The following is a 20,409-nucleotide window of genomic DNA, read 5'->3' as shown; positions in this document are numbered from 1 at the left end:
GTGCAGCATCCGGTCTACGACGTCTGGACCAAGAGCTGCGCGATGACTTTCCCGGCGACCGGCCCCGATACCGCACCGCCCGCCGAGGCCTTGCCCGCCAAGCGATCGAGCGCACGGAAATCGCCGGCTGCCGAGGCTGCCCCGGCGGCGGACGGCGGCTTGAGCGCACCGTTAAGCGCCGCACCCAGCAACGCGACGTAATCCGCGCGGTCGATCTCGATCGCGCCGAGCGAGGCGAGGTGCGAGGTCTGGAACTGGCAATCGAGCAGCGTGAATCCGCCCGCACGTAGCCGCGCAACAAGGTGTGCGAGCGCGACCTTCGAGGCGTCGGTCGCGCGGCTGACCATGCTTTCGCCGAAGAACGCGCGGCCGAGCGACAGGCCGTAGAGCCCGCCGACCAGCTTGCCGCCGTCCCAGCATTCGACCGAATGTGCGAAACCCATCGCGTGGAGGGTCTGGAAGACACGCTCGATGCCGTCGTTGATCCATGTCTCAGGGCGGCCCTCGACGCTTTCGGCGCAGAGCTGCACGACGCGGTCGAAGGCGGTGTCGACGGTGACCTGGAAGCGGTCCGCGACGATCGTTTTCCGCAGCGAGCGCGAGAGCTGGAAACCATCGAGCGGGAGCACCGCGCGGCGGCGTGGCTCGACCCAGTAGACGCTGGCGGCATCGCGGCTGTCCGCCATCGGGAATACGCCGACCGAATAGGCGCCGAGGACGAGCTGCGGGTCTAAAACGTCGCTCATGCAGCGAGTCTATGTTCGATCCGGCGCCAAAGATCCGCAAAGGCCTGCGCGGCGACCGACTTCGGTGCGAACACGCCGACCGGGGCACGCTTGACCGCCATCGATTCGATTCCGCTCGCCATCGGGATGACCGGCCAGTCGGGGTGGCGTGCCAGGGCGTCGGCATGCAGTGCGCGACGTTTGTCGACCATGACGTGGACGGGGAGCAGCGGCGTGCGACCGCCGAGATGCTGGACGACCGCCTCGTACGCGCGGGTCGAGAGCGGGGAGGGGATGACGGGTATGACGATCAGGTCGGCGGCGCGCATCACCTGGTCCGCGGTCTCGGTCAGCCCCGGCGGGCAATCGAGGATCACGCGGTCATAGGCCTTCAGGTCGGCGAGCAGCTTGGCAAGCCGCTTCTTCTTGTCGAGATCGTGGAACAGCTGGTCGAGCCCGCGCAGCGACGCGTCGGCGGCGATCAGGTCGAGATGTGGGTAGGCGGTCGGCCGCGCCTGCTTGGTGACGGCGACGTCCTTCGAGAACATCGCTTGCGCCTGGTCGACCCTGTTCGCGCCACCGAGCACCCAGGTCGAGGCGGCCTGCGAGTCGAGGTCCCATAGCAGGGTGCGGCGGGCGGACAGGGTTGCGGCGCACCACGCCAGGTTCACCGACAGCGTCGTCTTCCCGACGCCGCCCTTGAGGCTGTAGATCGCGACTGTTGCCATGCCGCTACGGTGCCGGTCCGCGACGGCGAGGGCAAGAGCGCGCGACACAAAGAAAAACGGCCGGCGAATGATCCGCCGGCCGTCAGGACTATCGATATCGCGCCTGGATCAGGCGGTTAGATCAGGCGTGGCAGATCAGGCGTGGCAGATCAGGCGTGGCAGGTCTGGGCCGACTTGCCCGGTGCGGTCAGCGTGACGTTGGTGTCGTCACCGGTCATCGACCAGCCGCCCTCGGCCGTCTTCGGCGCGCCGGCGACGTCCGACTTCAGCGTCGTTGCGGGGCCGTCCTTCTTGGTGCGGACTCGGGCCTGCTTGTCGCCCTGGAAGAACGTCACGTAGAGCAGGCTGTTGTCCTTGCAGCGCAGCGTCGCCTCGGACTTGATCGCGGGCGGCAGCTCGACCGGCGCGGCGTTGGCGAGCGTGTTGGCCATCGGATCGGGATTGCTGTCCAGCACCTCCGGCGCGGCGGGCTGGGAGTTGCAGGCGGCCAGCGCAAGCAGCGCGGCAACGGCGGAGAGGGGGAGGATCTTCATAACGGAACCCCGCTTCGCGCATGCAGCATTGAGCGTCAAGGATTATGGCCCATCCCAACCGGGGCCAATGGCGAACGAGCGACGAACGGGTGCCTACCGATGACGAACCGGCGGGCAACCGCGACCCGCCGACACCTATGCGGATGGATGGGTCAGGCCGGACCATCCCGCTTGGCCATGCCGGTCCGCTCCGCCACCCGGTCTTCGAGCAAGGCGAGCGGAGTCGCGATGTGCGCGGCAACCAGCGTATCGCCCACCGACTCCATCATCGTCAGGGCTTCCCTCAATAGGGTCAAGGCATCCAGATAGGGTTCCACAGCGACTATCCCCTGCAAGCGACGACCATTTCGCATAACTGGACGCGACAAGACCAATCCTCTTGGATTAACATAGGTTAGGATTCATTTCACGCTGCTTTAAGACAGCGCGACTGGTAGGTTGGCAGGCCGAGGATGTCATTACGGCAAATGCGCGCAGTGGAAATCAGAGAGAATTCAGCGAGATCCGGGCCGACGGCTCAGCGCGTTTAACGGCGCAAACTTTCCCTCGCTTGCTCCGGGCGGGTCGCCGCGCCACATATCGACGATGCACACGACACCCGACACGCTCGCCCTTATCGGCAATACTCCCCTGGTCCGGCTGAAGGGACCCAGCGACGCCACCGGCTGCGATATCTTCGGCAAGTGCGAATACGCCAACCCCGGTGCGTCGGTGAAGGATCGCGCCGCGCTGTTCATCGTCGAGGACGCCGAGCAGCGCGGGTTGCTCCAGCCCGGCGGCACGATCGTCGAGGGGACCGCCGGCAATACCGGGATCGGCCTCGCGCTGGTCGCCAATGCGAAGGGCTACAAGACGATCATCGTCATGCCCGAGACGCAGAGCCGCGAGAAGATGGACACGCTGCGCGCGCTTGGTGCCGAACTGGTACTGGTCCCCGCCGCCGCCTTCTCCTCGCCCTGCCATTTCGTCCATACCTCGCGACGGATCGCCGAGGAGACGCCGGGTGCGATCTGGGCGAACCAGTTCGACAACACTGCGAACCGCCGCGCACACATCGTTGGTACGGCCGAAGAGATATGGGCGCAGATGGACGGCCGCGTCGACGGTTTCACCTGCGCGGCCGGAACCGGCGGGACGATCGCCGGAGTCGGCCTGGGGTTGAAGGCGAAGGATGAAAAAATCTGCATCGCGCTCACCGATCCGCACGGCGCTGCGCTCTATAACTATTATGCGCACGGCGAGCTGAAGTCCGAGGGATCGTCGGCCGCCGAGGGGATCGGGCAGGGGCGTATCACCGCCAATCTGGAGGGCGCGCCGATCGACACGCAGTTCCGGATTTCCGACCAGGAGGGCTATGCCTGGGTCCGCCACCTGCTCGACGAGGAAGGGCTGTGCCTCGGTCTGTCGTCGGGCATCAACGTCGCGGGCGCGGTGGCGCTGGCACGGCATCTGGGACCGGGCAAGCGGATCGCCACCATCCTGTGCGACACCGGATTCCGTTATCTTTCGACTCTGTACGATCCGGCGTGGCGCGAGGCGAAGGGCCTCGCTTGAGCGTCCAGCGCCCTGAGGCACCGTCCCGGCATCGACAGGCGGGCGGTGGTCGGGTATCGGGGCACGACAAGATGAAGGTATCACACGAACCCTCGCAGACCATGCAGCGCATCAAGGTCGGGATGATCGGCCTGGCCGCGGTCGTGCTGTTGATCGGGCTGGCGAGCGCGATCATCGGTTCGACGAATCGCGAACGACCGGTCGCGACGGCAGGTACCGCGAAGGCCGATGTGGTGGCGAACATGGCCGTTTCGAACAGCACCGCGGTGGCCGGAGCGGGCGAGCCGCTTGCCGAGCTTGGCGTTGCGCCGAGTGCGAACGCACAGGCGCCTGCACAATAGGCTGACGTCTCCGGTTCTGGTTGCCGCGCTGCATTCTGCGCCCGGCAAGCCCCGAGTCCATCCGGCTACGAATTCGTATCGAGATTTGCGGCTATCTCGCAGTCGTCGGGTGCGACGTCCGGGCTCATCCCCGGAATTCCCCAGCCATGATCACCCTCCGCCACGGCTCACACCCGTTCTGCGACGAATATTCCCCCGGAGTGAGCGTCGAAACCGGCGTGAAATCCGTCCAATCCCCAAAAATCCCGTTGCGTCCCCGTGCTGCTATGATAGATGGAAGTTAATAGGGGCACGTTCACCGTTAGCTTGAAAGCGCGGTCGGGACGCGACGATGGTCGCTTTCCGGGATGGTGAAACGTGTGCGCCATTTCGAAGGGTTTTGGCGTGTCGGTACGGGGTCGCTATCAAGGAGACGGTATCGGCCTTGTCGACGACAAGGGCCGGGTAGCCATCCCTTCGGCGCTCCGCACCACCCTCTCCGCAAATGCGCCCAAGGCGAACGGCAAGGACGGCGGGACCATCATCATCGGCGCGCACCAGAAGAACCGTTGCCTCGTTGCCTATGATCCGGGTTACGTCGACATCCTCGCCGAGCGCCTCGATCGCCGCGAATCCGAGAACACGTCCGAAAACGGCGAGTACGACTACAACATCAAGCGCGCCGCCGCGTCCGGCGAAGCGGTGCCGTTCGACGGCTCCGGGCGCTTCATCATGCCAGCCTTCCCGCGCTTTTATGCGGGCATCAAGGGTCATGCGTTCTTCTACGGCGTGCTCGATTACATCGAGATCTGGGACCCCGCGACGCTGATCGCCACCGACGGTATGCCCCCCGTCGTCAAGGAGATGGCGCGCTTCTACATGGCCGAAAAGGGGGTGCAGCTGTGAGCACGCCCCCCATTCTCGACACCTCCGCCCCGCACATTCCGGTACTGCTCGACGAAGTCCTGGCCGCGCTGTCCCCCGAGCCCGGCGAGACGATGGTCGACGGCACGTTCGGCGCGGGCGGCTACACCTTGGCTTTGCTCAAGTCGGGTGCCCGGATCGTCGCGTTCGATCGCGATCCAGACGCGATCGCCAATGGTCGCGCGATGGAAGAGGCCGAAGAAGGCCTGACGCTGATCGCCGCGGACTTCTCGGCGATGGCGTCCGAACTCGAGGCGCGCGGCCTCACGCCGGTGGACGGCGTGACGCTCGATATCGGCGTGTCGTCGATGCAGCTCGACCAGGCCGAGCGCGGCTTCTCGTTCCAGTCGGATGGCCCGCTCGACATGCGGATGGCGCAGGCCGGGATGTCGGCAGCGGATTTCGTCAACGAGGCGGACGAGAACGAGATCGCCGACGTGCTCTATCAATATGGCGACGAGCCCAAGTCGCGACGCGTCGCGCGCGCGATCGTCGCGGCGCGCCCGCTGACGCGGACCGGCGAGCTGGCGCACATCGTCCGCCGCGCGCTCGGCTACAAGGCGCACGACAAGAAGGACCCCGCGACGCGGGCGTTCCAGGCGATCCGGATTCACGTGAACCGTGAACTGGGCGAGCTGGCCGACGGGTTGCTGGCGGCCGAACGCGTGCTGAAGCCCGGCGGTCGGCTCGCGATCGTGACGTTCCACAGCCTCGAGGACCGGATGGTGAAGCGCTTTCTGCGCATGCGGTCCGGCGGCTCGCCTTCAGGTTCCCGTCATCTTCCGCAGGTGAAAGCCGTTGCGGAACCTAGTTTTTCTCATGTCGGCCGCGGTGTTCGCGCCGGCGAGGCCGAGATCGCGCGCAATCCGCGTGCGCGCTCGGCGACATTACGGACGGCGCGGCGGACCTCCGCGCAACCTTGGACGGAAGAGGTGACGACATGACGGCGGCGTATCGGATGAAGGGTGTGGGCTGGTTCGGGGGCTGCGTGGCCGTCGTGCTCGGTTTCTACCTCGTGTCGCTGCAGGTCGCCGCCGAGCGCAAGAAGCTGGAGGCGGTCAATGGTCAGATCCGCTCCGCCCAGCGCGACATCCGCGCGCTGGAAACCGAGTTCGACACGCGCGGCAACCTGGCGCAGCTCGAGCGCTGGAACGGCGACACGCTGGCCTTGTCGGCGCCGACCGCGGGCCAGTTCGTCGTGAGCGAGGCCGCGCTCGCGGCGCTCGACGTCAACAGCCTGCGCGCGGACGGGGTCCAGACTGCCGCGCTGCTAGTGCCGTCGGGGGCTGGGTCCGCCGTCTCCACCTCGATCGTTCCGGTCACCGCCGCTCCGGCCGTGGTGAAGCTTGCCCCCGTCCAGATGGCGCAGGTTACCGCACCGCGCGCGATGAACGTCGCGATCCAGGCTGCGTCGAAGACGGCGCTCAAGCCGGTCGTGATCCGCGCGTCGGTCTCGACGCCGCGCTCCGCCGAGGCCGCGCTCGTCCGCGCCGCCAAGACCGAGCGCCTCGCCGCCGTCGCGAAGGTCCGTCCGCAGGCGGTTGCGATGCTCGACCGCAAGCTGCTGTCCGATACGACGCTGGGTGACATCATGAGCGGCGCCCGCTCCGAGAGCCGTAAGCGGCGGTGACCGCCTTGGTCGCCCGGCCTGTCTCGCAACAGCGTAGCGCCAACCAGCGTCACGCCCTGGTGGCGACGGCGCACACGCGCCTGATGATGCTGATGTTCCTGTTCGGTGCGGCGGTGCTGGTGGTGGTCGGGCGGCTCGGCATGCTGGCGGTGCAGGCCTCGCTGGCCGATCCGCAGGCGCGCTCGGTGGCGATCGCGGCGCGCGGCGATATCGTCGATCGCAACGGCTCGCCGCTGGCGCGGACGATCGATGCATGGACGATCGCGGTTCACCCGAAGAAGCTGATCGGCGATCCGACCGAGATCGCCAGCAAGCTCGCGGCGCTGATGCCCGAAGCGGGCGACCAAGCGCATTATTATGCGCTGCTGACGTCGCGAAAGAACTTCATCTATCTCCAGCGGCGTGCGTCGCCCGCGCTCGTCGAGCAGGTCAATGCGATCGGCGAGCCCGCCATCGTGTTCGACCGCGATACGCAGCGGCTCTACCCGCAGTCGACGATGGCGGCGCATGCGCTCGGCTTCCTGTCGACCGCGGGGCACGGCATGAGCGGGATGGAGCGCGTGCTGGACGAGCGGCTGACCAACCCCGCGCTCAACGGCACCCCCGTCGCGCTGTCGCTCGACAACCGCGTCCAGGCGGCGATGGAGAGCGAACTCGGCCGCGCGATGACGACGTTTTCCGCGCGCGGCGCTGGTGGCATCGTCCTCGACGTGGCGACCGGCGAAGTGATCGCGATGGTCTCGCTGCCCACCTTCAACCCCAACCGTGTCGGCATGTCGGGCACCGAGGAACTGCGCAACATCACGACACAGAGCGTGTTCGAGCTCGGGTCGACGTTCAAGCCGATCACGATGGCGACCGCGATGGATACCGGCGTGGTGACGTCGTTCGCGCGGCGCTTCGACGCGACGCATCCGCTCAAGGTCGGTCGCTTCACGATCCACGACGAGCGCGGCGATCCGAAGCGCTGGCTGAACATGGCCGAGACGCTGATCTATTCGTCGAACATCGCCACTGCGCGGGTTGCCGACGAGGTGGGTCCCGCGAAGATGCAGGCGATGTTCAAGAAGCTGGGCTTCGATACCAAGCCGGATATCGAACTGCGCGAAAAGGGTGGCCCGTTGTGGCCGAAATACTGGGCGCGGACGACGACGATGACCACGGCCTATGGCCACGGCATCGCGGTGACGCCGCTGCATCTGGCAAGCGCCTATGCGGCCCTGGTCAATGGCGGGATCTGGCGGCCGGCGACCTTGCTGAAGGTCGCGCCGGGCCATGCGCCGGTCGGGCGTCGCGTCATCAGCGAGCAGACCAGCGCGCGGATGCGGCAGATGCTGCGGCTGATCGTGCAGCGCGGCACGGGTCGCAAGGGCGATGCGCCGGGCTACCGCGTCGGCGGCAAGACCGGCACCGCAGAGGCGGCGGTCTCGGGCGGGTATGATCATTCGCGCAACGTCGCGACGTTCGCCGCGGCATTCCCGATGGATGCGCCGCGCTATGTCGTGCTCGCGATGCTCGATTCGCCGCTCGGCACGAAGGAAACCTCCGGGTGGAAGACCGCGGCGTGGAACACCGCGCCGGTGGTGGGCCGCACGATCTCGCGCGTCGGTGCGATCCTGGGCGTGGTGCCGGACGCGCACCGCGACATCGACGTGTCTGACATCCTGCCGACTTTGTGGCAGGACCCGTCGCGTACACAGCCGACCGGGCAATGAGGACTATTGCATGAAACTCGCAGCGCTGACCGACGGGACGGAAGAGGCGCAGGTGACGGGGTTCGCGATCGATCACCGCAAGGTCGCGCCGGGCACGGTGTTCGGCGCGTTCGAAGGCGCGCGCGTGAATGGCGAGGACTTCATCGCCGACGCGATCCGGTCGGGTGCGATCGCGGTGGTGGCGCGGCCGGGCCTGACGGTCGAGGGCGCGACGTACATCGCCGATGACAATCCTCGCGAGCGTCTCGCGCAACTGGCCGCGAAGTTCTTCGCGCCGTTTCCCGAGACTTCGGTGGCGATCACGGGGACCAACGGGAAGACGTCGTGCGTCGAGATGACTCGGCAGCTTTGGCGGATGGCCGGGTTTCATGCGGCGTCGATCGGGACGCTGGGGGTCACGACCGCTGACGAGCGGGTGACGACCGGGCTGACGACGCCGGACGTCGTGACGTTCCTGTCGAACGTCGCCGGTCTCGCGCGCGAAGGTGTCACGCATCTGGCGTTCGAGGCGTCGAGCCACGGTCTGACTCAGTACCGCACCGAGGGTCTGAAGGTTACCGCCGCGGCATTCACCAACCTCAGCCGCGACCATCTCGACTATCACGGCGACATGGCCGCGTATTTCACCGCCAAGATCCGGCTGTTCTCTGAAGTGCTGTCGACCGACGGTGCTGCGGTGGTCTGGGCGGATGATCCGCAATCGGCACGCGTGATCGACCTGGCCCGCGAACGCGGCAACCGCTTGGTGACGGTCGGCACGCAGGGCGAAACGTTGCGATTGGTCGGCCGAGATCCGACTTTGCTGGGGCAGGGGCTGACGATCGAGGCCGAGGGCCACACGTATAAGGTGACGTTGCCGCTGATCGGCGCGTACCAGGCGGCGAACGCGCTGGTGTCGGCTGGACTGGTGATCGCCACCGGCGGAGACGTGGCCGCGACGATCGCCAACCTCGCGCGGTTGCAGCCGGTGCGCGGGCGGCTGGAGCGTGCGGTGATCGCGAAGTCCGGCGCGCCGGTGTACGTCGACTACGCCCACACCCCCGACGCCCTTGAAGCAGCAATCGCCGCGCTCAAACCCCATGCAGGCGGCAAGCTGATCGTCGTGTTCGGCGCCGGCGGCGACCGCGACACCGGCAAGCGCGAGACTATGGGACAGGTGGCGGTGCAGCACGCCGACCGTGTAATCGTCACCGACGACAACCCTCGAACCGAGGACGCGCGGGCGATCCGCTGCGACGTCCTGAAGGGCGCGCGCGGCGCCGAGGAAATCGGCGACCGGCGTGCGGCGATTTCGGCTGCGGTGCGCGAGGCGGGACCAGAGGATATCGTGCTGATCGCGGGCAAGGGACACGAGCAGGGTCAGATCGTCGGCGATCTGGTCCTGCCGTTCGACGACGTGACCGTCGCGCGGGAGTGCGCGGCGTGAGCGCGACGATCTTCTTCCCCCCTCTCGCAAGCGGGAGGGGCCGGGGGTGGGCTCGCGGGTTCGGCAGGCGCTGCGCTTCGATGATGGCGCGTGCCCACCCCCCGACCCCCTCCCGCTTGCGGGAGGGGGAGCAGTGAGTCTCTGGACTTCCGCCGAGATCGCGGCCGCCACTGGCGGCGTAGCGTCTGGTGATTTCTCCGTCAGCGGCGTCGCGTTTGATTCGCGTGAAGTTGGCCCGGGCGATTTGTTCGTGGCGATGAAGGGCGAGGCCAGCGATGGGCACCTGTTCCTCGACCAGGCCTTCGCACAAAGCGCGGCGGGGGCGATTGTGTCTGAGCCGTGCGCGCATCCGCATGTCCTCGTCGCGGACAGCTTCGTCGCATTGCAGGCGCTTGGACGGGCGAGCCGGGCTCGGACCACGGCAAAGATCATCGGCGTCACCGGCTCAGTCGGCAAGACCAGCGCCAAGGAAGCCCTGTTCGCCTGTCTCGACCGCGCAACCCCCGGCGACGTGCATCGCTCGGTCAAGAGCTACAACAACCACACCGGCGTACCGCTCAGCCTCGCCCGAATGCCGCGCGACGCGAAGTTCGGCGTGTTCGAGATGGGGATGAACCACGCCGGCGAACTCGCCGAGCTGACCCAACTCGTCCGCCCGCACATCGCGATGATTACCGCGATCGCCCCCGCGCATACCGCGTTCTTTGCCGACGAAAGCGCGATCGCGGATGCGAAGGGGGAGATCTTTGCCGGGCTCGAACCGGGTGGGGCGGCGATCGTGCCCTACGACAGCCCGCACCGTGATCGCCTGCTCGGCCACGCCGCGGCGCATGCCGCGCACATCGTCACGTTCGGCAGCGAAAAGGGCGCCGATGTCCGCGCGATCGAGGCGATGCGACTGCCGACCGGCGGGACGTTCGTCACCGCGCGGATGGGGCAGGGGGCCGAGCACGAACTGAGCTTCACGATCGCGCAGCCCGGCGCGCATTGGGTGTCGAACGCGCTGGGCGTGCTGGCGTGCGTGCAGGCGGCCGGGGGCGACCTCGGGCTGGCCGGACTCGCGCTGGCCGAGCTTGGTGGGCTGCAAGGTCGCGGCGCGCGGTCGCTCGTCGAGGTTGGCGACGGGCAGGCGCTGGTGATCGACGAGAGCTACAACGCCAACCCCGCCTCGATGCGCGCAACGCTCAGCGTCCTCAGCCACGAACCCGGCCGGCACATCGCGGTGCTCGGCGAGATGCGCGAGCTGGGCGAGGGCTCGGACGACTATCATGCCGGACTCGCCGAGCCGATCGTTGCCGCGCGCGTCGAAATGGCGCTGCTGGTCGGTGAAGCGATGGCGCCGCTTGCGCAGGTGCTTGAGGGACAAGTCGAAACCGTCCATGTGGGCGACGCTGCGGCCGCGCTCGCGTCGTTACGGACGATCCTGGCGCCGGGCGATGTCGTGCTCGTCAAGGGATCGAACGGGGTGGGCCTCGCCCGCGTCGTGGCTGGTCTTCAAGCTGGCCTCAAAGGCGGGATTAACTGAATGTTGTACTGGCTCGCCGAGCATCTGGGGTTTCCCGGCCTGCTGAACCTCATCCGTTACCAGACGGTGCGGACCGGCGGTGCCGTCGCGACCGCGCTGATCATCGGCCTGATCATCGGGCCGAAGTTTATCGGCTGGCTGCGCGTACGGCAGGGCAAGGGGCAGCCGATCCGCGCCGATGGCCCGCAGTCGCATCTGTCGAAGCGCGGCACGCCGACGATGGGCGGGCTGATGATCCTGACCTCGATGTGCCTCGCGATCTTCCTGTGGATGGACCTGAGCAATCCGTACGTCTGGGCGTGCGTGTTCGTGACGCTCGGCTTCGGGACGATCGGGTTCCTCGACGACTATGACAAGGTGCGTAAGGCGAGCACTGCGGGAATCAGTGGGCGCACGCGTCTGCTGCTCGAGTTCGCGATCGCCGGGATCGCCGCGACGATCATCATGTCGCAGAACGGCCCGCATCTCTACCTGCCGTTCACCTCGCGCATGTACCTTGATCTCGGCTGGTTCTTCCCGGTGTTCGCGGCGTTCACGATCGTGTCGTTCGGCAATGCGGTGAACCTCACCGACGGGCTCGATGGGCTGGCGACGATGCCGGTGATCATCGCCAGCGTCGCGTTCATGGTGATCGTGTATCTCGTCGGGAACGTGAAGTTCGCCGATTACCTCGGTATCCCGCACGTCCCACGCGCCGGTGAGCTCGCGATCTTCTGCGGCGCGATCGTCGGCGCGGGGCTCGCGTTCCTGTGGTTCAACGCGCCGCCGGCTGCGGTGTTCATGGGTGATACCGGGTCGTTGGCTTTGGGTGGCGCGCTGGGGACGATCGCGGTCGTCGCGCATCACGAGATCGTGCTGGGGATCATCGGCGGGCTGTTCGTGATCGAGGCGCTGTCGGTGATCATCCAGGTGTTCTTCTACAAGCGCACCGGCAAGCGGGTGTTCCGGATGGCGCCGATCCATCATCATTTCGAACAGCTCGGCTGGGCCGAGGCGACAGTGGTGATCCGCTTCTGGATCATCGCGCTAGTGCTCGCGCTGGTCGGCCTTTCGACGTTGAAGTTGCGGTGATTATTGCGAAGGCCTGGCGCGGGAAACGCTATGCGGTGCTAGGGCTGGCGCGGTCTGGGGCTGCGACGGTGCGCGCGCTTGTGGCTGGTGAGGCGAGCGTTGTCGCTTGGGATTCGGATGAGGCTCGGCGTGACGCAATCCTCCCCGGCACGGGGAGGGGGACCAGCTCTGCTGGTGGAGGGGGGGCTGTTCCGGGCGTTGCGCTTGCGGATGGCCCCCTCCACCCCCAGCCTGCGGCTGGCGGTCCCCCTCCCCGTGCCGGGGAGGATTTGAGTGTCGCGTCGTTGGAGGATCTATCGGAGTTCGACGCGCTCGTCGTTTCGCCGGGGGTGCCTCTCAACACGCATCCGCTCGCTGCCGCCGCGCGCGCGGCTGGCGTGCCCGTCATCGGCGACATCGAACTCTTCGCGCAGGCTCGCGCCGACCTGCCCCCGCACAAGGTCGTCGGCATCACCGGCACGAACGGCAAGTCCACCACTACCGCGCTCGTCCACCATATCCTCAAGACCGCGGGCGTCCCGACGCTCATGGGTGGCAATATCGGCCTGCCGATCCTCGAACAGCAACCGCTTCCCGAGGGCGGCGTCTATGTGCTCGAACTGTCGAGCTACCAGATCGACCTGACGCAGACGCTCGATTGCGACGTCGCGGTGCTGCTCAACATCACGCCGGATCATCTCGATCGTTATGACGGGTTCGAGGGCTATGCGGCGTCCAAGGCGCGGTTGTTCGCGATGCAGTCGGCCGGGCATGACGCGGTCATCGGGATCGGCGATGCGCCGTCCGCGCAGATCGCGCGCGGTCTGTCGGCGAAGGGCGAGCATCTCACCAAGATCGCGCCGGGCGTGTGCATGGATCAGAGCAACTGGCCTGCGCTCCAAGGCCCGCACAACGCACAGAATGCGCTCGCGGCGATCGCGGTCGTGAAGGCGCTGGGCGTGAGCGAGGTCGACATCGACCGCGGCCTCACCAGCTTTGCCGGCCTGCCACACCGCATGCAGCAGATCGCCTCGTATGGCGGCGTCGCCTATGTCGACGACAGCAAGGCGACCAATCCCGAAAGTACGGCGCCCGCGCTGGCCGCGTTCGATCGGGTCCATTGGATCGTCGGTGGCCGCGCGAAGGGCGACGACCTCGACGCGTGCAAGCGCGCTTTCGGCCACGTCGTCCGCGCCTACGCGATCGGCGAGGCGGGGCCGCGGTTCGCCGAAATCCTGAAAGATTCCATGCCGGTCGAGAACGTCGGTACGCTCGACGCAGCCGTCCGCAGTGCCGCAGCCAACGCGAAGCCCGGCGACACGGTGTTGTTATCCCCCGCTTGTGCTAGCTTCGACCAGTTTCGCGATTACGAAGCGCGCGGGGCGGCGTTCCGCGCTGCGGTGGAGTCGCTGGCATGACCGATATGCGCGCTGGGACCATGGATATGGGTGTGTCCGGACAGAAGAACGGGATCGTCGCGAAGATGAAGCGGCGCGGCGGGCGGGGCGACCAGTCGCCGCTTGGCACGTGGTTCTGGGACATCGACCGGATGCTGCTGTTGCTGACGCTGTTCCTGATCGCGATCGGCCTGATCGCGGTGGCGGCGGCGTCGCCGGCGAGCGCGGTTCGCTATTCGGGCGAGCATCACAAGATCGCGCCGCTCTATTATTTCTGGCGGCAGTTGATGTGGGTCGGGGTGTCGCTCCCCGTGCTGTTCGGCGTGTCGATGATGCCCGTCTCGATGGCGCGGCGGATGGCGATCGGCGGGTGTGCGCTGTTCGTGCTGATGCTGATGGTGACGCCGTTTATCGGGGTCGAGGCGAACGGCGCACGCCGCTGGCTTGGCGTCGGGTTCGCACAGTTCCAGCCTTCGGAGTTTCTGAAGCCGCTGTTCATCGTGACCGTCGCGTGGCTGCTATCGCTGCGTGCGAAGGATGCCGAGCTGCCGACCGTGCTGATTACCGGCGCGATGACCGCGGGGGTCGCGGTGCTTCTGATGCTGCAACCCGATTTCGGCCAGACGATCATCTTCTGCTCGGTATGGCTGGCGCTGCTGATGATTGCGGGGACGCCCGTGAGGGTACTTGTCGGGCTCGTCGCGATGGCACCCGCCGGACTGGTCGCCGCCTATATCTTCTACGGCGTGGCACGGTCGCGGATCGACGCGTTCCTGTTTCCCGGCGTCGAAGGCGAGGGGGCGGGCGACCATTTCCAGACCAATGCCGCGCATAATACGCTGACCGCGGGCGGCTGGACCGGGACTGGCCCCGGAGCCGGTGCGGCTAAGTTCGGGCTGCCCGAGGCGCATACCGACTACATCTTCTCGGTGATCGGCGAGGAATTCGGGCTGATCGCGTGTTCGGTGATCGCGGTGATCTTCCTCGCGATCGTCGTTCGCGTGTTCGTCAAGCTGCTGGACGAGCAGGACGAATTCAAGCTGCTGGCCTCTGCCGGGCTCGCGACGCAGTTCGGCGCGCAGGCTCTGGTGAGCATGGCGGTGAACACCGGCCTCGCGCCATCGAAGGGTATGACGCTGCCGTTCATCAGCTATGGCGGGTCGTCGATGGTGGCATTGTCGGTGGGCATGGGGTTGCTGCTGGCGTTTACCCGGCGCAATCCGTTTCTCACGCGGAGCCCCTATGTCGTCCGCTGGAGTGGTGAATGAACGTTAATCAGTCTCGGCACTATGTCCTCGCAGCCGGCGGTACCGGCGGACACATGGTCCCGGCAGCGGCACTCGCCGCCGAGCTGACCAAGCGTGGCCACCGTGTCGCGCTGGTCAGCGACGCGCGCGGCGTGCGGTTTCCGGGGCTGTTCGAGGAGATCCAGACGCATGTCCTGCCGGCGGGGCGCTTCAGCGGCGGGCCGCTGGGCTGGGCGAAGGCGACGCGCGAGATGTGGCGCGGGCGGGCGATGGCGCGCGAGCTGTATCGGACTTTCAAGCCCGCTGCGGTGATCGGCTTTGGCGGGTATCCTGCGTTGCCGGCGTTGCTGGCGGCGTTCGCGGACAAGATTCCGACCGCGGTGCATGAGCAGAATGCGGTGCTGGGGCGGGTGAACCGGTTCGTCGCGGGGCGCGTCGATGCGATCGCGACGTCGTCCGAGCCGACCGAGCGGTTGGCGCCGAAGCTGCTGGGCAAGACGCATCTGGTGGGGAATCCGGTGCGCGAGGCAGTGCTGGCGCTGCGCGCGCGGCCCTATCCGCTGCTGGAGGAGGACGGCATCTTCCGCGTGCTCGTGACCGGCGGAAGCCAGGGGGCGAGCATCCTGTCGCAGGTCGTGCCCGACGGTCTGGCGATGCTGCCGGTGACGTTCCGGCGTCGGTTGCAGGTGACTCACCAAGCGCGGATCGAGGATATCGACGCGGTGCGCGCCAAGTACGCCGAGCATCATATCCCGGCCGAGCTGGCGACATATCTGCCCGACATGCCCGAACAGCTGGCGTGGGCGCATCTGGTGATTGCGCGCGCGGGCGCTTCGACGATTTCGGAGCTGACCGCGGCGGGGCGGCCGGCGATTTTGGTGCCGCTGCCGAGTGCGACCGACGATCACCAGACGGTGAACGCGCGCGAGATCACGAAGGCGGGCGGCGCGCGGACGATCGCGCAGGGAGATTTTACCGCAGTGGAACTGGCCAAGCAGATGCAGAAACTCGGGCTCGATCCGGCGGCGTTGCAGAATGCGGCAGGCCGCGCGCGGAGTTGCGGGCGGCCGAACGCGGCGAGCGATCTAGCCGATCTGGTCGAGAGCCTGGACGCGCCGGTGTCGCGTATTCCGGTCGGTGCGCCCTCCAAGCCCAAGGCGCAGTTCGCATGAGGGGTGTCGCAACGGACATCGGCACGATCCACTTCGTCGGCATCGGCGGGATCGGCATGTCGGGCATCGCCGAGGTGATGAAGAATCTCGGCTACCGCGTGCAGGGATCGGACGTGGCCGAGGGCTATGTCGTGCAGGGATTGCGCGACAAGGGCATCCCGGTCGCGATCGGCCATGCCGCGTCGAACATCGGCGACGCCGCGGTGGTGGTCGTGTCAACCGCGATCGTGCGTTCGAACCCGGAGGTCGAGGCGGCGCTCAACGCCCGCGTGCCCGTCGTGCGGCGCGCGGAAATGCTCGCCGAACTGATGCGGTTGAAGTCGACCGTCGCGGTCGCCGGCACGCACGGCAAGACCACGACGACGTCGATGGTGGCGGCGTTGCTCGATGCGGGCGGGGTCGATCCGACGGTCATCAATGGCGGGATCATCAACTCCTACGGCTCGAACGCGCGGCTGGGCGCGAGCGACTGGATGGTTGTCGAAGCGGATGAGAGCGACGGCAGCTTCCTGCGGCTCGATGGGACGATCGCGGTCGTCACCAACATCGATCCCGAGCATCTCGATCATTACGGCTCGTTCGACGCGGTGAAGGATGCGTTCGTCGAGTTCGTCGAGAACGTGCCGTTCTATGGTGCGGCGCTGCTGTGCCTCGATCATCCGGAGGTGCAGGGGATTCTGCCGCGGGTGCGCGATCGGCGCGTGGTGACGTACGGTTTCTCGGCGCAGGCGGATGTGCGCGGGGTGGAGGTCACCTCTATCCCGGGCGGCAACCGCTTCGACTGCGTGGTGCGCGAGCGTGATGGCGCGACGCGGACGATTTCCGGGATCGAGATGCCGATGCCGGGGCGGCATAACGTGCAGAACGCACTGGCGGCGATCGGTGTGGCGCTGGAACTCGGGATCGCGGATGCGACGATCCAGCAGGGGTTTGCCAAGTTTGGCGGTGTGAAGCGCCGGTTCACCAACGTCGGGGAAGTGGCCGTCGAAGGTGGGAGCGTCACGATCATCGACGATTACGGCCATCACCCGGTCGAAATCCGGGCGGTGCTGGCGGCGGCGCGCGAAGGCGTGAAGGGCCGCGTTATCGCGGTGGTGCAGCCGCACCGCTATTCGAGGCTCGGCAATCTGATGGAGGACTTCCAGACGGCGTTCAACGACGCCGATCGGGTGCTGGTGACGCCGGTCTATGCGGCGGGTGAGGCGCCAGTCGAGGGTGTCGACGCTGGCGGGCTGGTCGAGGGACTGAAGCGCCGCGGACACCGGTTTGCGGGTGTGGTCGCGGATGCGGATGCGCTAGCGGTGGAACTAGCGGCAACGATCGAGGCGGACGACATGGTCGTGTGCCTCGGCGCCGGCGACATAACGAAATGGGCGGCGGGCCTCGCCGATGCGATCGCGGCCGAGCGCGCGAAGGTGCCGACGTGAGCGGTACGTCGCAAATCCTCCCCGGCACGGGGAGGGGGACCATGCAAGGCATGGTGGAGGGGGGTGTCCGTGAGCGTGACGCTTCTGGCAGCCCCCTCTCCACCGCCTTCGGCGGTCCCCCTCCCCGTGCCGGGGAGGATTTGCGTGGGTCTCTGACGGCTAATGGCAGTCTGGCTGACTTCATCTGGTTTCGGACCGGCGGGCCGGCGGAGTGGCTGGTGCGGCCTGCGGATATTGAGGATCTGGCGGGGCTGTTGAAGGGGCTGAATCCTTCGACGCCCGTCCTACCCGTAGGGGTCGGCTCGAACCTGATCGTACGCGACGGTGGCGTGCCGGGGGTCGTGGTGCGACTGCCCAAGGCCATGGCGAAGGTTTCGGTGCAGGACGGTTGCGTTCGTGCAGGCGCGGGGGCGATGGGGATTACGGTCGCCAGCGCCGCGCGTGATGCTGGGATTGCCGGGCTCGAGTTTCTGCGCGGGATCCCGGGGACTGTCGGCGGCGCGGTTCGGATGAACGCGGGCGCTTATGGACGGGATGTCAGCGATATTCTGGTTGAGGCCACCGTTGTTACGCGGGACGGTTCGGTCGAAGTCTGGCCTGCTGAGAAGCTTGGTTTTACCTATCGCCATTCGGACTTGCCGGCCGGCGCGGTCGTGGTCGAAGCCGTATTCTCCGGCACTCCCGGAGATCCGGCGGTGATTGGTGCGGAGATGGATCGGATCGCGGCCGAGCGGGAGGCTTCGCAACCGCTCCGCTCGCGCACCGGGGGCTCGACGTTCAAGAACCCCGAGGGGCACAAGGCTTGGGCGTTGATCGACGCGGCCGGGTGTCGGGGGCTGACTCGCGGCGATGCGCAGGTCAGCGAGAAGCATTGTAATTTCCTGCTGAACCTCGGGTCCGCGTCGAGCGCGGAGATCGAGGCGCTGGGTGAAGAGGTACGGGACAGAGTGAAAGCGCATTCGGGGGTGACGTTGGAATGGGAAATCCAGCGGGTTGGTGAACATGCTTCCCCCGCCCGCTTGCGGGAGGGGGCAGGGGGTGGGCCAGCGCTCTCCACCAGCGATGCGGCCGGTGATGGCGGGCGCCCACCCCTCGGTCCCCTCCCGCATGCGGGAGGGGAGGCATGACGGTGCCTCTTCACATCGCGGTTCTCATGGGCGGCTGGTCGGCGGAGCGTGAGGTTTCGCTGATGTCGGGCAATGGCTGTGCCGACGCGCTGGAGTCGCTCGGGCACCGGGTCACGCGGATCGATATGGGGCGGGATGTCGCTGCCAAGCTGGCCGAGGCGAAGCCGGATCTCGTGTTCAACGCGCTGCACGGCACCCCCGGCGAGGACGGGTCAGTGCAGGGCCTGCTCGACCTGATGGGCCTGCGCTATACGCACTCCGGGCTCGCGACGTCGGTAATCGCGATCGACAAGGTGCTCACCAAGCTGCTGCTCGTGCCTGCGGGAGTGCCGATGCCGGGCGGGCGGATCGTCAAATCGGCGGACCTGTTCGAGAGTGACCCGATGGCGCGGCCGTATGTGCTGAAGCCGGTCAACGAAGGCTCCTCGGTCGGCGTGGCGATCGTCACCGACAGCGGCAATTACGGCAGTCCGATTTCGCGCGACAGCGTCGGGCCTTGGGGCGAGTTCGAGGAACTGCTGGCCGAGCCGTATATCCGTGGGCGCGAGCTGACGACCGCGGTACTCGGCGGCAAGGCGCTCGGCGTGACCGAGCTGAAGCCCAAGAGCGGCTGGTACGATTACGACGCGAAATACACCGACGGCATGACCGTGCACGTCTGCCCGGCGGAAATCCCCGACGAGATCACCGACGCCTGCAAGAGCCTCGCGCTCGAAGCGCACCGGTTGCTCGGCTGCAAGGGCGCGTCGCGGTCGGATTTCCGCTGGGACGACGAGCGCGGTGTCGACGGGCTGTTCCTGCTCGAGGTCAACACGCAGCCGGGGATGACGCCGCTGAGCCTCGTTCCTGAACAGGCACGGCATATCGGCATGAGTTATGCCGAACTGGTGCAGGCGATCGTCGACGAGGCGCTGGCCGATCATCCGCTTGCGCAAAGCGGGGCGCCATGAGCCGCACGATCAAGCGCGGTCCGCCGCCCAAGCGGCCTGCCCCGCGACGGAAGGTCGCGGTCAAGAAGGTGTCTGCGATGGACCGGCTGGTCGGGATGCTCCCGGTCAGCGAGGACACGCTGCGCAAGATCGCGACCTGGTCGATCCTGGGCGCGGGCGGTGCGGTGGCGATCGCGGCGGCGACATGGGTCGGCATCCCCGGCATGATCGGTGCCGCGCTGGCCGAAGGCGCCGGGCGCGCGGGCTTCAAGGTCGAGCAGATCGAGGTGACCGGCCTGAAGCGGATGGACCGGATGTCGGTCTACGCGGTCGCGTTGGAGGACAAGCAGAACCAGACGTCGATGCTGTCGGTCGACCTGGAGGCGGTGCGGCAGAAACTGCTCCGCTATGGCTGGATCGCGGACGCGCATGTGTCGCGGCGGCTGCCCAACACGTTGCTCGTCGATATCGTCGAGCGGACGCCCGCGGCGGTGTGGCAGGACAACGGCCAGCTGACGCTGATCGACTCTTCCGGCGTGCTGCTGGAGCCGGTCCAGCCCGAGGCGATCCCGAACCTGCCGCTGGTGATCGGGCCGGGCGCGGATCGGCAGGAGGCGTCGTACCAGATTCTGCTCGCCGCCGCGCCCGCGCTGAAGCCGCGCGTGAAGGCGGCGACCTGGGTCGGCAATCGGCGCTGGGACCTGACGTTCGAGAGCGGCGAGACGTTGGCGCTGCCCGAGGACGGCGCGCCGCGTGCGCTGGTGAAGTTCGCCGAGCTGGATGGGGCGCGGCCGTTGCTGGGGCGCGGCTGGATCCGGTTCGACATGCGCGACCCGACCAAGCTGGTCGCGCGCAAGCCGGGCGCGAGCCTGGCGCACAGCGTCGACGTGCCGGCACCAGCTAGCGCGCCGGACACGGGCGAAACTACGACTACCCCGTCGCAAACGGCGGGCGCGAACGTAACGGGCGGGGAGGGATGA

At 67.3% G+C, this 20,409-nt stretch carries 19 protein-coding genes; 16 read left to right on the top strand and 3 right to left on the bottom strand.

Annotated features, from left to right (window positions below; translation table 11 throughout):
- Positions 1-14 precede the first annotated feature (14 nt).
- The 3 genes from aat to SPHN_RS04270 form a co-directional block, all read right to left on the bottom strand.
- Positions 15-746, bottom strand: a complete 732-nt coding sequence (gene aat / locus SPHN_RS04280; protein WP_248521377.1) for a leucyl/phenylalanyl-tRNA--protein transferase — start codon at positions 744-746, stop codon at positions 15-17.
- Positions 743-1,453: a ParA family protein gene (locus tag SPHN_RS04275; RefSeq protein ID WP_248521375.1), complete on the bottom strand. Its 711-nt coding sequence runs from the start codon at positions 1,451-1,453 to the stop codon at positions 743-745. The genes aat and SPHN_RS04275 overlap by 4 nt, the downstream gene beginning before the upstream one ends.
- Positions 1,454-1,602: 149 nt before the next feature.
- Complete coding sequence (locus tag SPHN_RS04270; protein ID WP_248521373.1) at positions 1,603-1,986, bottom strand: hypothetical protein; 384 nt, start codon at positions 1,984-1,986, stop codon at positions 1,603-1,605.
- 585 nt (positions 1,987-2,571) lie between these two features.
- On the opposite strand from SPHN_RS04270, the gene SPHN_RS04265 reads away from it, so the two are divergent.
- The 16 genes from SPHN_RS04265 (at position 2,572) to SPHN_RS04190 (ending at position 20,409) form a co-directional block, all read left to right on the top strand.
- Positions 2,572-3,540, top strand: coding sequence for a cysteine synthase A (locus tag SPHN_RS04265; protein WP_248521371.1), 969 nt, complete (start codon positions 2,572-2,574; stop codon positions 3,538-3,540).
- A gap of 71 nt (positions 3,541-3,611) precedes the next feature.
- Positions 3,612-3,881 carry a hypothetical protein gene (locus SPHN_RS04260; RefSeq protein WP_248521369.1) on the top strand — a complete coding sequence of 90 codons (270 nt, stop codon included), beginning with the start codon at positions 3,612-3,614 and terminating at the stop codon, positions 3,879-3,881.
- A gap of 384 nt (positions 3,882-4,265) precedes the next feature.
- A complete protein-coding gene (locus SPHN_RS04255) occupies positions 4,266-4,766 on the top strand; it encodes a division/cell wall cluster transcriptional repressor MraZ (RefSeq protein WP_056052920.1) in 501 nt (166 codons plus the stop codon).
- Positions 4,763-5,728, top strand: a complete 966-nt coding sequence (gene rsmH, locus SPHN_RS04250; protein ID WP_248521368.1) for a 16S rRNA (cytosine(1402)-N(4))-methyltransferase RsmH — start codon at positions 4,763-4,765, stop codon at positions 5,726-5,728. The genes SPHN_RS04255 and rsmH overlap by 4 nt, the downstream gene beginning before the upstream one ends.
- Entirely contained in the window at positions 5,725-6,414 is a 690-nt protein-coding gene (locus SPHN_RS04245; RefSeq protein WP_248521366.1) for a hypothetical protein, read from the top strand. The genes rsmH and SPHN_RS04245 overlap by 4 nt, the downstream gene beginning before the upstream one ends.
- Positions 6,411-8,129, top strand: a complete 1,719-nt coding sequence (locus tag SPHN_RS04240) for a peptidoglycan D,D-transpeptidase FtsI family protein (RefSeq protein WP_248521365.1) — start codon at positions 6,411-6,413, stop codon at positions 8,127-8,129. The genes SPHN_RS04245 and SPHN_RS04240 overlap by 4 nt, the downstream gene beginning before the upstream one ends.
- Before the next feature lie 10 nt (positions 8,130-8,139).
- Entirely contained in the window at positions 8,140-9,555 is a 1,416-nt protein-coding gene (locus SPHN_RS04235; protein WP_248521364.1) for a UDP-N-acetylmuramoyl-L-alanyl-D-glutamate--2,6-diaminopimelate ligase, read from the top strand.
- 133 nt (positions 9,556-9,688) lie between these two features.
- The gene (locus tag SPHN_RS04230) at positions 9,689-11,080 is read left to right on the top strand and encodes a UDP-N-acetylmuramoyl-tripeptide--D-alanyl-D-alanine ligase (protein ID WP_248521363.1); all 1,392 of its coding nucleotides are present in this window, start codon (positions 9,689-9,691) and stop codon (positions 11,078-11,080) included.
- Complete coding sequence (gene mraY / locus SPHN_RS04225; protein WP_056486650.1) at positions 11,081-12,151, top strand: phospho-N-acetylmuramoyl-pentapeptide-transferase; 1,071 nt, start codon at positions 11,081-11,083, stop codon at positions 12,149-12,151.
- A complete protein-coding gene (gene murD / locus SPHN_RS04220; protein WP_248521362.1) occupies positions 12,148-13,548 on the top strand; it encodes a UDP-N-acetylmuramoyl-L-alanine--D-glutamate ligase in 1,401 nt (466 codons plus the stop codon). Before mraY ends, murD begins: the two co-directional genes overlap by 4 nt.
- 65 nt (positions 13,549-13,613) lie before the next feature.
- Entirely contained in the window at positions 13,614-14,795 is a 1,182-nt protein-coding gene (locus tag SPHN_RS04215; RefSeq protein WP_432715049.1) for an FtsW/RodA/SpoVE family cell cycle protein, read from the top strand.
- A complete protein-coding gene (gene murG, locus SPHN_RS04210) occupies positions 14,792-15,946 on the top strand; it encodes an undecaprenyldiphospho-muramoylpentapeptide beta-N-acetylglucosaminyltransferase (protein ID WP_248521361.1) in 1,155 nt (384 codons plus the stop codon). The genes SPHN_RS04215 and murG overlap by 4 nt, the downstream gene beginning before the upstream one ends.
- Complete coding sequence (murC, locus tag SPHN_RS04205) at positions 15,943-17,373, top strand: UDP-N-acetylmuramate--L-alanine ligase (protein ID WP_248521360.1); 1,431 nt, start codon at positions 15,943-15,945, stop codon at positions 17,371-17,373. The genes murG and murC overlap by 4 nt, the downstream gene beginning before the upstream one ends.
- A 140-nt stretch (positions 17,374-17,513) precedes the next feature.
- Positions 17,514-18,500 (top strand): UDP-N-acetylmuramate dehydrogenase, encoded by a 987-nt coding sequence (murB, locus tag SPHN_RS04200; protein WP_248521359.1) that lies wholly within the window; start codon positions 17,514-17,516, stop codon positions 18,498-18,500.
- Entirely contained in the window at positions 18,497-19,450 is a 954-nt protein-coding gene (locus SPHN_RS04195) for a D-alanine--D-alanine ligase (RefSeq protein WP_248521357.1), read from the top strand. The genes murB and SPHN_RS04195 overlap by 4 nt, the downstream gene beginning before the upstream one ends.
- Entirely contained in the window at positions 19,447-20,409 is a 963-nt protein-coding gene (locus SPHN_RS04190; protein ID WP_248521355.1) for a cell division protein FtsQ/DivIB, read from the top strand. The genes SPHN_RS04195 and SPHN_RS04190 overlap by 4 nt, the downstream gene beginning before the upstream one ends.

Origin of the sequence: Sphingomonas faeni (genome assembly GCF_023195535.1) — a bacterium.
Taxonomy (GTDB): domain Bacteria; phylum Pseudomonadota; class Alphaproteobacteria; order Sphingomonadales; family Sphingomonadaceae; genus Sphingomonas; species Sphingomonas faeni_B.
Note: the sequence above shows the minus strand (reverse complement) of the source record. Positions and strands in the feature narration are given on the sequence as shown.